The 12,497-nt window shown below is 63.0% G+C and carries 12 protein-coding genes; 3 read left to right on the top strand and 9 right to left on the bottom strand.

What is annotated here, in order from left to right:
* Positions 1-8 precede the first annotated feature (8 nt).
* On the bottom strand, positions 9-239 hold the full coding sequence (locus AC0IYS_RS27765; protein WP_471708199.1) for a T6SS amidase immunity protein Tai4 family protein: 231 nt from the start codon (positions 237-239) through the stop codon (positions 9-11).
* A 137-nt stretch (positions 240-376) separates the two neighbouring features.
* Positions 377-1,957, bottom strand: a complete 1,581-nt coding sequence (locus tag AC0IYS_RS27760; protein ID WP_471708198.1) for an isocitrate lyase — start codon at positions 1,955-1,957, stop codon at positions 377-379.
* A 485-nt stretch (positions 1,958-2,442) separates the two neighbouring features.
* Between AC0IYS_RS27760 and AC0IYS_RS27755 the strand changes: the two genes are divergently transcribed.
* A complete protein-coding gene (locus AC0IYS_RS27755; protein ID WP_471708197.1) occupies positions 2,443-3,960 on the top strand; it encodes a family 43 glycosylhydrolase in 1,518 nt (505 codons plus the stop codon).
* An 81-nt stretch (positions 3,961-4,041) separates the two neighbouring features.
* On the opposite strand, the gene AC0IYS_RS27750 is transcribed toward AC0IYS_RS27755, so the two are convergent.
* The 3 genes from AC0IYS_RS27750 to AC0IYS_RS27740 all read right to left on the bottom strand — a co-directional run bounded on the left by AC0IYS_RS27750 (position 4,042) and on the right by AC0IYS_RS27740 (position 7,165).
* On the bottom strand, positions 4,042-4,548 hold the full coding sequence (locus AC0IYS_RS27750) for a host attachment protein (protein ID WP_471708196.1): 507 nt from the start codon (positions 4,546-4,548) through the stop codon (positions 4,042-4,044).
* 141 nt (positions 4,549-4,689) lie between these two features.
* On the bottom strand, positions 4,690-6,378 hold the full coding sequence (locus AC0IYS_RS27745) for a GH39 family glycosyl hydrolase (protein ID WP_471708195.1): 1,689 nt from the start codon (positions 6,376-6,378) through the stop codon (positions 4,690-4,692).
* Positions 6,379-6,490: 112 nt separating this feature from the next.
* Complete coding sequence (locus tag AC0IYS_RS27740) at positions 6,491-7,165, bottom strand: pyridoxamine 5'-phosphate oxidase family protein (protein WP_471708194.1); 675 nt, start codon at positions 7,163-7,165, stop codon at positions 6,491-6,493.
* A gap of 92 nt (positions 7,166-7,257) precedes the next feature.
* Between AC0IYS_RS27740 and AC0IYS_RS27735 the strand changes: the two genes are divergently transcribed.
* Positions 7,258-8,034 carry an AraC family transcriptional regulator gene (locus AC0IYS_RS27735; protein WP_471708193.1) on the top strand — a complete coding sequence of 259 codons (777 nt, stop codon included), beginning with the start codon at positions 7,258-7,260 and terminating at the stop codon, positions 8,032-8,034.
* Between the two features lie 14 nt (positions 8,035-8,048).
* On the opposite strand, the gene AC0IYS_RS27730 is transcribed toward AC0IYS_RS27735, so the two are convergent.
* A complete protein-coding gene (locus tag AC0IYS_RS27730; protein WP_471708192.1) occupies positions 8,049-8,819 on the bottom strand; it encodes a ParA family protein in 771 nt (256 codons plus the stop codon).
* A gap of 136 nt (positions 8,820-8,955) precedes the next feature.
* Here AC0IYS_RS27730 and AC0IYS_RS27725 point away from each other — a divergent pair, with 136 nt between their 5' ends.
* Positions 8,956-10,089, top strand: a complete 1,134-nt coding sequence (locus tag AC0IYS_RS27725) for a branched-chain amino acid ABC transporter substrate-binding protein (RefSeq protein WP_471708191.1) — start codon at positions 8,956-8,958, stop codon at positions 10,087-10,089.
* Positions 10,090-10,099: 10 nt separating this feature from the next.
* Here AC0IYS_RS27725 and AC0IYS_RS27720 read toward each other — a convergent pair whose 3' ends face one another.
* From AC0IYS_RS27720 to AC0IYS_RS27710, 3 genes are read right to left on the bottom strand one after another with little or no spacing between them, the layout of a single operon-like run.
* On the bottom strand, positions 10,100-10,297 hold the full coding sequence (locus AC0IYS_RS27720; protein WP_471708190.1) for a DUF2256 domain-containing protein: 198 nt from the start codon (positions 10,295-10,297) through the stop codon (positions 10,100-10,102).
* The gene (locus AC0IYS_RS27715) at positions 10,215-11,228 is read right to left on the bottom strand and encodes a DUF4034 domain-containing protein (protein WP_471708189.1); all 1,014 of its coding nucleotides are present in this window, start codon (positions 11,226-11,228) and stop codon (positions 10,215-10,217) included. The genes AC0IYS_RS27720 and AC0IYS_RS27715 overlap by 83 nt, the downstream gene beginning before the upstream one ends.
* Positions 11,215-12,417, bottom strand: coding sequence for an energy transducer TonB (locus tag AC0IYS_RS27710; protein ID WP_471708188.1), 1,203 nt, complete (start codon positions 12,415-12,417; stop codon positions 11,215-11,217). Before AC0IYS_RS27710 ends, AC0IYS_RS27715 begins: the two co-directional genes overlap by 14 nt.
* Positions 12,418-12,497: the final 80 nt, after the last annotated feature.

Raw genomic sequence — 12,497 nt, 5'->3', positions numbered from 1 at the left:
CATGCGCGCTAGCGGCGGGCGCGGCTTTCCTGCCGATAGCTGCGCTGCGGATGGATCACCAGGCGCTTGACCAGCTTGTCGAGCGCCTTGCTGTGGTACAGGTCCATGCACTTCAGGAAGTCGAAGCGGCCGCCTTTGACTTCCGCTTCCGCCAGCGGATTGGTGTAGTCGCGCGCCAAAAACTCGTCCACCAGCGCCTCGACGGCCTCGGGACTTTTCTCCATATCGAAGCGGCCCATGCGTCATCGAAACGGTGGCGTGCCATGATGTGCTCCTTGGTTGGGGTTGCTGGTCGCTTGCCGATTATCCGCCATCCCGGCGAAAAAAAAAGCCCGCCGTAGCGAGCTTTTGAGGTAGTCATTGGATCTTGTGGATCTTAGAACTGGTTCATGGTGTTGTCTTTACCGGCGGCCTTCAATGCCGCTTCGCCACTGAAGTAATCCTTGTGGTCGTCGCCGATATCCGAGCCGGACATGTTCTGGTGCTTGACGCAGGCGATGCCCTGGCGGATTTCCTTGCGCTGCACGCCGGCCACGTAGCCCAGCATGCCTTGCTCGCCGAAGTACTCCTTGGCCAGGTTGTCGGTCGACAGCGCGGCGGTGTGGTAGGTCGGCAAGGTGATCAGGTGGTGGAAGATGCCGGCTTCGCGGGCCGCGTCGGCCTGGAAGGTGCGGATCTTTTCGTCGGCGGTGATCGCCAGTTCGCTCTGGTCGTATTCCACGCTCATCAGCTTGCTGCGCTCGTAGGACGACACATCCTTGCCCGCTTCCTTCATCGCGTCGTACACCTGCTGGCGGAAGTTCAGGGTCCAGTTGAACGACGGGCTGTTGTTGTAGACCAGCTTGGCGTTAGGGATGACCTTGCGGATTTCGCTGACCATGCCGCCGATCTGCGAGATGTGCGGTTTTTCGGTTTCGATCCACAGCAGGTCGGCGCCGTTCTGCAGCGAGGTGATGCAGTCGAGCACGCAGCGCGCCTCGCCGGTGCCGGCGCGGAACTGGAACAGGTTGCTCGGCAGGCGCTTCGGACGCAGCAACTTGCCGTCGCGCTTGATGATGACGTCGCCGTTGCCCAGCGCGTCGGCCGACACTTCCTCGCAGTCGAGGAAGGCGTTGTACTGGTCGCCCAGGTCGCCCGGCTTGGCGGTCACGGCGATCTGCTTGGTCAGGCCGGCGCCGAGCGAGTCGGTGCGGGCGACGATGACGCCGTCGTCCACGCCCAGTTCCAGGAAGGCGTAGCGGATGGCGCGGATCTTGGCCAGGAAGTCCTCGTGCGGCACGGTGACCTTGCCGTCCTGGTGGCCGCATTGCTTCTCGTCGGACACCTGGTTTTCGATCTGGATGCAGCAGGCGCCCGCCTCGATGAATTGCTTGGCCAGCAGGTAGGTCGCCTCGGCGTTGCCGAAGCCGGCGTCGATGTCGGCGATGATCGGCACCACGTGGGTGATGTGGTTGTCGATTTTCTCCTGGATGGCGGCCTTGGCCGAACCTTCGGCGGCGTCCAGTTCACGGAACAGGCCGCCCAGCTCGCGGGCATCGGCCTGGCGCAGGAAGGTGTAGAGCTCCTTGATCAGCGCGGTGACGGCGGTTTTCTCGTGCATCGACTGGTCCGGCAGCGGGCCGAACTCGGAGCGCAGCGCGGCGACCATCCAGCCCGACAGGTAGAGGTAGCGGCGGTCGGTGCTGTTGAAGTGCTTCTTGATCGAGATCATCTTCTGCTGGCCGATGAAACCGTGCCAGCAACCGAGCGACTGGGTGTACTTGGACGAGTCGGCGTCGTAGGCGGCCATGTCGGCGCGCATGATCTTGGCGGTGTATTTAGCGATGTCCAGGCCGGTCTTGAACTTGTTCTGCGCGCGCATGCGGGCGGCCGACTCGGGGTTGATCGCGTTCCAGGCGCTGCCTTGTTGTTCTTTTAAACCGGCAACTGCCTTGATGTCGTCTTGGTATTGGGACATGTGAATCTCCTGAAAGAAAAAAGCGCGTTAGGGAAATCGTCGAGTTCCGCTGGGTTTTCAATGGCGAACTCCATGACTAAATAGTAGGGTATTTTGGTGCGTTGCATCAAGGTCTTATATAAGACATAGGACATAAATTTATCCGTTTAATTTCAATGACTTGATTTATGAATTTTGGCATGTGAAACCAACTTTCAAAAAATGATATGGCTGTGTCGGCGCTGATTGCGGCGCGATCCCGCGATGTGAAACGCGTTTTCAGCTGCTGAGTAATACGGGCGCTTGGACGCTGCGCGGCGGCGGCGCGCATACCGAAACCCGTATCGGCGCCGGAAAAAATGTGATTGGAGGGATAGGCGGGCGCCCAGTAGCATGGGCTGGCAATAATAATAAATCGACACACGCGGTTCGGAGCCGGGGTCCTCCCGATAAGAACGGTTCATGCATTGCTCCGGACGACCTGATCACTATCCTTGGAGACAATAATGAAACGCATACTTCTATGGTTGGCGATGCTGGCCTGCTTGGCCGGCTCCGCCTTTTCCGCGCACGCCGCGATCACGATGAACACCAGCGTGCAATACAAGATCAAGAACGCCGCCAGCGGGCTGGTGCTGGGCATCGACGGCGCCAGCCAGGCCGCCGGCGCCAAAGTGGTCCAGTGGGCCGACAACGGCACCACCGACCACCTGTGGCACTTTATGCCGATGGGCAATGGCGAATACAACATCGAGAACATGCTGACGCACCAGGTGCTGGGGGTATCCAGCGCCTCGACGGCGGACGGCGCGCAAATCGTCCAGTGGGCCGACAGCGGCACGCGCGATCACTTGTGGACCGTCACTCAGGCCGCCAGCGGCAACTTCCTGATCCAGAACGTCAACAGCGGCAAGTATCTGGAGGTGTTCCAGGCCAGTAACCTGAACACCGCCACCATCGACCAATGGGGCTTGACCGGCTGCGCCTGCCAGGAATGGCAACTGGTGAACACGCAGGTGCGTCCGTACCCGCTGCCGCGCGCCGTCAGCGGCAACGGCCGTTTCGTCCATGATCCCTACATGCTGAGGGATTCGGGCGGGACTTACTGGCTCTACGGCAGCCACCAGACCCTGGCCACTTCGACCGACCTCAACACCTTCACGCCGTACACCAACTGCACCACGGCGCAAAAGGGCGGCTATGCGACGTGCCCGTCGATCGGGCCGGATTTCCCTTCATGGAGCGGCCTGCAGACGCCGAAGGGATGGAACAACGGCGCCAACACGGACATCTGGGCGCCCAGCCTGATGGTGGTGAACGGCACCTATTACCAGTACTACTCGATCCCGTACTTGCCGAGCACGGAGGCCAAGGCGCTGATCGGCGTCGCCACCAGTTCCGCGCCGCAAGGACCATGGACCGACAAGGGCGTCGTCACCCGGTCCTGGACCAGCAACGACACGCCGCCGGCCGGTTTCAAGAAGACCACCGACAACGCGATCGATCCGGCGCCGTTCCGCGACGCCAGCGGCAACTGGTGGATGACGTGGGGCTCGTGGACCGACGGCCTGCATCTGATGCAACTGAATCCGGCCACCGGCCTGCAATCGACCACCAACACCACCGTCTATACGATCGCGCGGCGCGGCTCGCCGACGTCGGCCGTCGAGGGACCGTTCATCTATTACTACAACGGCTATTACTATTTCTTCGCGCCGATCAATCCCTGCTGCAGGGCTGACTCGCCGTACCGTACGATCGTCGGCCGCTCGACCAGCGTGACCGGGCCGTATGTGGACCGCGGCGGCGTGCCGCTGACCTCCGGCGGCGGCACGATCCTGCTCAGCACCCATGGCAATGTGATCGGCCCGGGCGGCGGCAGCGTGTTCACCGATGCGGGCAACAACAACCGGCCAACGTTCGTTTATCACTATTACGATGGCAACAACGGCGGCGCGGCCACGCTGGGCATCAACCCGCTCGGCTTCACGGCCGATGGGTGGCCGTTCGTGATCGCGAATTAGGCGGTGCAGTGGTGGGCTGACTTGTTACGATGGCGGCGGCCGCAAGCCGGGCCGCCGCCACGGTCGGCGCCGGCCGCGTACTCATCCCGCGCTGGCCTGCTGTGCTTGCAGTTGCTCGCGCAGCTGGTGTGCGGTCGAATGGGTGTAGTCCTTGTGGAACTCGTTCTTGATCAGCGCCTTGACGTGCGGGTCCATAAAGGACCGCAGCGCCCCGAGAAACTGCGGTGAGGCGGACACGACCAGTTGGTCGAAGCGGCCTTCCTGATGCGCTTTCAACAGGTAGTTGGAAATATCTTTGGCGAACTGCTCGGCCTCCTGCTCGGCCGGCGTATGCGCGGGCTGGTAGGCCTTGTTGGGCGCGCCGACCTTGCCGTTGTGCGCGAAGCCGACGCCCTGGGTGCCTCCGATGTTGTGGCCGCTGTTAGTGGCGGCGGTGGGGCCTATTTTGTCCGACTCCGTCTCCAGCACGCGTAAGCGCACGGCCGGGTTGATCATGTCTTCGATTTCCTGCAAGGGCTTGGCCGGGTCCGACTCGGCAAACAACCTTGCCCTGCCCGCATTGGCGGCGAGAATCCACGTGGTTTGCATGCTGGCTCCTTTCAATAATAACGATCGTCAATTGATGCATGGCGCTGCAAAACCAGTATAGGCGCGGCTAAAAAATCGTGGCGCTCGCCGCGCGTTGGGGTGGCGGGCGCCAATCAGTGTATGACTTCCATCGAGGCGGTCTTACTTGTAGCTCAGGATGACAAGTGATACCGCCTGGCGCGGCAGTTGCATCTTCACCAGCGCGTTGCCGTTTTGCGTTTTGAGCGTCGACGTGGCCCCCACTTGTGCCAGTTCGCTGGCTTTCTGGAGCGCGGCAATTTGCGCCCTGGTCGGATTGGCCGGCGCGCCCATGCGCTTCCATGCGGTGTACGAGTTGCTGGTGTTGTCGTCGACCCGGAAGTGGCGCAGTTGCACCTGTTTGGCCGGGATGCCGGCGATGCGCAGTTCCACCGGCGCGCCGGCGTCGATGACGTCGTCGTCGTGGTAGTTCCACACCATCACCGCGATGCTGTTTTTATCCCGGGTCGCCAGTGCGTTGATGTCGGTGCGCGGGCCGCGCACGCCGTCGGCCATGATGCGCGCCGCGTCGTAGGCCTGGTCGCCGCCGACCGCCACCCGGTCGCCTTGCATCATGCCGAACATGCGGAACACGTTCAGCACCGGTTTGTTGACGCCGTTGGTGGCGAGGTCGCGGAAACCGGCGAACCAGGGCTGGTCCTCGAACTCGAACGACCAGTTGACGGCGCCGATCAGGTTGACGCCGCGCTTGGCGGCCAGCTCGAACTCGCGCGCGATCGAGGCCGCCGTATAGCTCGAATACAGGGTGCCGTTGCGGTAGGCGTTTTCCGGGTTGGTCTGCATGCCGCAGGCGGCGCAGCCTTCCGGATCGGATTCGCCGATGATCACCGGAACGCCCTTGAGCTCGGGATATTTCTCGACCAGCGCGAAGCCTTCGTCGAGCCGTTTGAAATGGGTATCCATGCCCATGCGCACCACGCCGTCGACCAGCTTGGGCAAGCCCTTGGCGTGGAAGGCCACGAAGTCGAGCGGCGAGCCGGTCTTGCCGGTCGCATAATTCTTGCCGCGCAGGACGTGCTCGAGGAAGGCGTCCATGAAGCTTCCAGCGCCGGCCGTGTGCGGTCCGCCCATGCGCGCCGTCGGCAGCGCGCGCTTGACGGCGTCGGCCGCGTAGTCGTACATCTTGAAATACTCCAGCTTGGTGTCCGATGCGATCAGGTAGTGGCCGTCGGGCTCGTTCCACACTTCCCAGTACCAGCTCTCAACTTCTTTTTGCCCGTAGCGCGCCACGCTGTGCCGGACCCACTGGTAGATCAGCTCGGCCCACTTGTCGTAGTCGTTGGGCGGCGTGGCCCAGCCGGTCATGATCTCCTCGTAGCGCGTGCCCGGCTTCCATTGGTGCTGGTAGGGATGCGGGCGCTGAGACAGCGCTTGCGGCATGAAGCCGATCTGCGCCAGCGGTTTCATGCCGCGCTCAATATAGGTGTCGAAGATCTGGTCGACGATGGTCCAGTTGTAGACCGGCTTGCCGTCCTTGTCCTCGCTGTACATGTCGGTCGAACCCCATTTGAGCGCGTAGCTGCCGTCGCCCGAGGTCATCAGGTTGTGCGCGCGCACATACACCGGGACCGGGCTCAGCGCGGCGATATCGCTGAGCAGCTTCTTGCCGTTGGGCGCGGTGGTGTAGTTGGGTTCGTCGTAACCGAACCAGGCCCAGATCGGCGTCATCGGCCCCTGGACCTTGGCCGCGTCGACCGTCAGTTTGACCGGAGCGGGGGAGGGGGCGGGCGGCGCCGCCATGCACAGCTGCGCGCCGGCCGCGAGGCTCAGAGCGGTGAGTAGTCTCTTCATTGTTATTCTCTCGTCGGGAACGGGTTTGTCCGCCGACGGTAGGCCGATACCGCGCGGCGGTCCAATGAAGTTTGTTGTCTACCCGATATCGAAATGGATATCGTAGCGGCTGCTAGTACAGATCGTGCCGTACCGAATGCTCGTAGTGCTGGTTGATCTGTTCGATCTGCGCGTCGTCCATCGACGCTTGGGGATGCTCGCGTTTGCCGAGCGCGGCGATGATCTTGCCCACACTCGGTAATGCGGCCGGCGCCAGTTGCGACTCGGTGCGCCATAGCTTGGCGCGGTTGACGGCCTTGCCGCAGTGGAGCAGCACTTGATTGATGCGGACCACGGTTGCCGTCTTCGGCAGCCGATCGCCTTCGGCCAGCCGCGCCAGCAATGCCGGATCGGTCGATAGCTCGCCGCGGCCGTTGATGCGCATGAAGATCTCCAGTCCGGGGAAGATGAACAGCATGCCCAGGCGACCGTCCTGCTGGAGGTTGCGCAGCGATTCGATGCGGTTGTTGCCCGGCCAATCGGCAAAGGCCACCGTGTGCGCGTCGAGCGCCTGCACGAAGCCGGCGGGGCCGCCGCGCGGCGACGCGTCCAGCCCTTGTTCGCTGCCCGTCGCCAGACAGAAGAACGTCGCCGCGTGCAGATACTCCAGGTGGAAATCGACCAGGTGGTCCAGCACCGCTTTCTGGATCATCTCGGAGGGCGGGGCGTACAGTGCGTCGAGATCGACGGTTCCCTCGCTGGCGGCTGTCTTGTCTGTGGTCTCTGGTAAATCGCGGGTTGCGCGCATGGTCTGGCTCCTTGCTTGTTCAAGCCCTCAGATTAATGCGATTTTTGTGGCGGCTGTACGCCATCCACGCCATTCAATGTCAAAATGCGGCCATGGGCAAAATATCCATCAATCGCCATGCCAGCAATTCCTCGGAAGGCCCGGTGGTGTTCGTCGCCGAGGGCAGCCAGGAGGAGGAGCTGGTCACCGCGGCGCACCGGCATTCGCGGGGACAGTTGTTCGCGTCGATGCAAGGGCTGCTGTCCGTCGGCGTGGAAGACGGCGTGTGGATCGTGCCGGCGATCCATGCGGTCTGGCTGCCGCCGCATCAACTGCACTCGGGCCGGTCGCACGGACCGTTTCGTGGCTGGAGCGCCTACGTTGCGGAGGAGGCTTGCCATGATTTGCCCCGGCAACCCTGCACTATCCGTACTTCCGGCCTGCTGCGGGAGGCGGTGCTGCGTGCGAGTACGTGGCCGGAGGGGGAGTGGAGCGAGCAAAAACAGCGCATCGCCGACGTCATCCTCGACGAGATCAGGACCCTGCCCGTCGAGCCCTTCGGCTTGCCGCTACCAACGGATGCCCGCCTGCAAAAGATCGCCCAGGCGCTGATCGCCGATCCGGCCGACGATCGCGATCTGGACAGCTGGGCCGGCTGGGCGGCCATCGGCGCGCGCACCTTGAGCCGGCGTTTTGTCGCCGAGACCGGATTCAACTTCACTGCATGGCGGCAACGGGCCAGGTTGATGCGGTCGCTGCAAATGCTTGCCGAAGGCATGCCGGTGCAGGCGGTCGCGTTCGATCTGGGCTACTCCAGCGCGAGCGCCTTCATCAGCCTGTTCAAGCGGACCTTCGGCCAAACGCCCGCCGCGTATGGGCGCGGGCGCTGACACCGTCGGCCCGCCTATGCGGTCCGCAACTCGCCATACAGCGCCAGGTACTCCTGGCTGAGCTTGTGGTTGCGGTCGAGGTGGATCATCGGCAAATTGCGCTCGTGCGATTCGCGGATGCGGATCGAGCTCGACAGCTTGTTGTCGAACACGGGCAAGCCTTCCTCCTTCAACTGTTCGACCATGCGCTGCGGCAGCAATGCCCGTGGTTGAAACTGGTTGACGACGATGTCCTCGATGACCAGGTCGGCGTTGTGGTCGGCCCTGATCTCCTTGATGTTGTTGATCAGGGTGTACAGCGCCTGGCGCGAAAAATCGTCGCAGTCGAAGGGAATCAGGCAGCTGTCGGCGCCGATCAGGGCGGACTGGCTGAAGAAGTTGTAGGCGGGCGGCGTGTCGACAAAGATTTCGTCGTACTCCTTGTCCAGTTCGCGCAGCAAATCGCGCAGCTTGTAGATTTTGTTGCGCGATTCGAGCTTCGATTGTAGGTCGCCCAGTTCGGGGTGGGCCACGATGACGGACAGGTTGTCGAACGGCGTCGGGTGGACGTAATGGCCGGCCGGCTGGGCGAACTGGCTGAAGCTGAGCACTTGTTCGAAGTAGGCGCCCAAGGTCGGCGACACCTCGCGCGCCGCCGCGCCCAGCACGTAGCGGCTGGCATTGCACTGCGGGTCGATGTCGATCAGCAGCGTCCGCTTTCCCTGGCTTGCCGCGATGGCGGCGAGGTTGACGGCGATCGTCGATTTGCCCACGCCACCTTTTTGATTGAAGATCACCCGTTTCATAGCTCGCCCGTATAGTGATGGAAATGTCATCATTCTAGAGCAAAGGCCAGGCCGGGGAATAACTTCGGTCGGAGACGATCGGCCTGATGGTTGTCAGGTTGTTAGAATGCGGCATTACTCAACCTTTGGAGCCGCAATGACGCGCATTCTTTCCCTTTTGCTGGCTGGCCTGTGGAGCGGCGCCGTCATGGCGCAGGACGTGGTCAAGATCGGCGTGGCCGGGCCGCTGTCCGGCGAGATCGCGCACCTGGGCAAGGCGATGGAAAATGGCGTGGCGCTGGCGATCGAGGATTTGAATGCGCGCGGCGTCACCATCGGCGGGCGCAAGGCGGTCTTTGTCATGCAAAGCGAGGATGACGCGGCCGATCCGAAACAGGGCACGGCCGTGGCGCAGAAACTGGTCGACGCGGGCGTGAAGGCGGTCATCGGCCACGCCAACTCCGGCACCACCGTGCCGGCCTCGCGCATCTACAACGCCGCCGGCGTGGTGCAGATCTCGCCGTCCGCCACCACCCCCGCGTACACCCGGCAGAAATTCGCCGGCGCGTTTCGCGTGGTTGCCAACGACAACATGCTGGGACGCTCGCTGGGCCGCTACGCGGTCAACGACCTGGGCGCGCGCCGGATCGCCGTGATCGACGACCGCTCCGCCTACGGGCAGGGCGTGGCGGACGAGTTCATCAAAAGCGCAGAGGCTAGCGTGCCGGGTCTGAAAATCATCGGCCGCGAATTCACCACCGCCAAGGCCAGCGATTTCAGCGCCATCCTGACCCGAATCCGCGCCAAGAAGCCGGACCTGGTGTTCTTCGGCGGCATGGACGCCACCGCCGGGGGCGTGCTGCGCCAGATGAAGGCGCTCGGCATGGCGCTGCCTTTCATGGGCGGCGACGGCATCTGCACCGAAGCGCTGCCCACGCTCGCCGGTGGGACTTTGCGCGACGGCGCGGTCTACTGCGCCGAGGCCGGCGGCATCGATGCGGCGCACGAAAAAGCCGTCGCCGATTTCGTGGCCCGCTTCCATGCGCGCTTCCACAGCGACATCCAGACCTATGCCCCGCATGCCTACGACGCCACGATGACGGTGGCGGCGGCCATGCGGCAAGCCGGCTCCACGGACCCGGTCAAGTTCCTGCCGGTGCTGCGCCAAATCCAGTATCCCGGCCTGACCGGCACGATCCGCTTCGACGCCAACGGCGATATCCGCGATGGCGCGCTGAGCGTTTCCACCTACCGCGCCGGCAAAAAAGCCAAGCTGGTGGTGCTGCGCTAGCGCGCTGATCTTATACCGGAAGGCTTTTCGCCGGCGCGGCGGTGCGCCGGCAGCGTTCCGAGCAGTACGTGACCCGATCCCAGTCCCGCTCCCACTTTTTGCGCCAGGAAGCGGGCCACCCGCGCCTATACTTGTTGCGCCAGCTTCTTGCATGCCTCGAAAGTGCGTTCGGGATTGGTGCCCCAAAAGATGGGGTTGAACTTGTCACCAATCAGTTCAAGCTGTTCTTGCAACGAAGGGCGGTCATTGGCCATGCAGGCGAAATAGGCATACATGTTCCGATGGTCGGTATGCGGGTAGCGCTTCAACCGATCTTCAAAGCCGATCTTCATGCTGGTCCAGGATGCGTTGGTGCTGGTGAACAGCGTCTGGTTCAACTCGCTATAGCTCAGGCCCGCGTAAAGCCTTGCATACATTTCCAGGCCGCGCTGGTCGCGGGTGTGTTTGTCCACCCACGCGATGAAGCGTTGCGCCGATTTGAGATCGCCGCCCCACTTCGGCAGCAGGGCCTCCTCCATCAGGAAGTAGAGATCATCGTCATCGGGATTTTTGGCAATGCCGGCCTCGAATATCCGCATCAGACCTTCACCGTTCCAGCCCAGCAGGCGGCCGGTCACCAGCATGCTGCGGTTCCAGCTGCTGTCCTTGGCGGCGAGCGCCTCGGTTTTTTGTAATTGCTCGTTGGCCAGGTCGAGGTATTTCTGAAAACCGGCCCACGCCGCCGGCGAGACGGTATTTGAATACCCGCTGCCGCGCTGGGCCGAAGCATGTGTGAGCAGGGCGCTGGCGTAGAGCAGTTGTGCCAGCACCGACTGCGGGTATTTGCCGGCCCATTGCTTCGTCAGCGCGTCGAGTTGCTGGTAATGCGCGTCGGTGACCCGGAGGCTGGCGTCGTTGATCTTGCCAATTCCCATCCAGAAATGGGTTACGCGCGGAGTGCCAGTGACTTCGGACCGCACCCCCGCCTTGCCGTAGATCGCGTACAAGCGCTCGAGTTCGGCAAAGTCGCCCTGCCGATAGGCCGTCTCGACCAGCTCGACCACGTTGGGCGCGACCCGATCCTGGGCCTTCGCCGGCATGACGGCCAACGCCGCGAGCGTCATCGCGCACAGCGCGCGCGAAAAATTAGGGAACTTCATTGTTAGCCTCGCTCAATTTCCACAACAGTTCAAAGCGCACAACCGGGTCGGTGCCCGGCGCATATTTTTGCCGCTTCCCGGCGTAGTCCAACGCGGCGGCGTCCAACAGCGTATCGAAGGCGATGGGGGCGTTGTCGTGCACGCCCGGGACCGCGATCTTGCGCGCCACCACATGGGCCTTGATGAACTTGCCCTGCCCGTCGGTGAGCGCCTCGACGGTGGTCGATCCTTGCGCGCCGAAAAAGGCGGCAACGGGTGGATAGGCCGGCGTTCCTTCGCCTGGGCGCGCTACGGCAGCCATGCGGGACGCGGACGCCGGCGCGTACTCACCGGCGTTGACCATCGTGGAATAGCGATAGATGCTGAGTGCCGTCGTCTTGTCGACCTTGCCCTCTGCCAATTGAGAAGCGAGCCACCATTGGCTTTTGACGCACCTGCTCCACCTGTCCCACTGCTGCGCCCCGTCCGACTGGCCCGGTTTGCGGTCCAGGTCGAAAAGCCACCCCGCCAAGCCAGGCGCCATGGGCTCGGCGACGACCGGCATGCCGGTGCGCATCCGCGCGATGGCTTGATCGGCAGCGTTGAGCTCCTGCGGGGTGGGACGGGGTGGCAAGTGCTGGCGCCTGGTTCCCCAACGGGACAGCAATTCCCGTTCCCCCGCCAAGAGCGCCGGTCGGCTCTCAAGGGGCGCGGCCTGGATCATCCCGATCCGCTGGGCAAAGTAGGCCGAAGAAGGCGTGTAGCAAGACGCCGGCGCCAGCGCGGCTTTCAGCCATGCCGCGTCCTGCGCCGGCCCGCCGCTCTCCACCGACCAGATCGCTAATTCGTTGATCGAACGCGCGTAGAGCGCCTGCGTCAGCGCGCGGCCAGGCAGGTTCGGATTCCCCGACGCGGCCCGCTCGTGCGCAATCCACTCAGGCCCGAGCGTTCGCATGCGTGCCAAATGCTCCTGTGCGATCTGGTTTGCGGCCTGGCGCAAGGACGGGTCCAACACCAGCTCGTTTGACAAGGCGAAAATAGACTTGGCCCACACAAGCATGCCGCTGACGAGTTCCTGGTCTTGCGCGGCCAGCAGCTCTTGCGCCGTCGGCGGTGCTGCAGCGGGAGCGGCGGAGGCGGCCAACGGCGACAACACCGCGCAATGGATGACGAGTCCGATCCAATGTCTAGCAGGTATTTTGATGAGCAAGTGCTTCCTCCGGCCGGTTTTTATTTTGCATGGCAACGCCCAATGACGAGAAATCAAAATGTTCGAACGCGGAAAACTTC

The organism is Duganella sp. AC237 (assembly GCF_979254035.1).
The sequence above is the reverse complement of the archived record's forward strand: the minus strand, read 5'-3'. Positions and strand labels throughout refer to the sequence as shown.

Coding starts and splice junctions, on each gene's coding strand:
- AC0IYS_RS27765 (WP_471708199.1), bottom strand. CDS start 239: ATGGGCCGCTTCGATATGGAGAAAAGTCCCGAGGCCGTCGAGGCGCTG.
- AC0IYS_RS27760 (WP_471708198.1), bottom strand. CDS start 1,957: ATGTCCCAATACCAAGACGACATCAAGGCAGTTGCCGGTTTAAAAGAA.
- AC0IYS_RS27755 (WP_471708197.1), top strand. CDS start 2,443: ATGAAACGCATACTTCTATGGTTGGCGATGCTGGCCTGCTTGGCCGGC.
- AC0IYS_RS27750 (WP_471708196.1), bottom strand. CDS start 4,548: ATGCAAACCACGTGGATTCTCGCCGCCAATGCGGGCAGGGCAAGGTTG.
- AC0IYS_RS27745 (WP_471708195.1), bottom strand. CDS start 6,378: ATGAAGAGACTACTCACCGCTCTGAGCCTCGCGGCCGGCGCGCAGCTG.
- AC0IYS_RS27740 (WP_471708194.1), bottom strand. CDS start 7,165: ATGCGCGCAACCCGCGATTTACCAGAGACCACAGACAAGACAGCCGCC.
- AC0IYS_RS27735 (WP_471708193.1), top strand. CDS start 7,258: ATGGGCAAAATATCCATCAATCGCCATGCCAGCAATTCCTCGGAAGGC.
- AC0IYS_RS27730 (WP_471708192.1), bottom strand. CDS start 8,819: ATGAAACGGGTGATCTTCAATCAAAAAGGTGGCGTGGGCAAATCGACG.
- AC0IYS_RS27725 (WP_471708191.1), top strand. CDS start 8,956: ATGACGCGCATTCTTTCCCTTTTGCTGGCTGGCCTGTGGAGCGGCGCC.
- AC0IYS_RS27715 (WP_471708189.1), bottom strand. CDS start 11,228: ATGAAGTTCCCTAATTTTTCGCGCGCGCTGTGCGCGATGACGCTCGCG.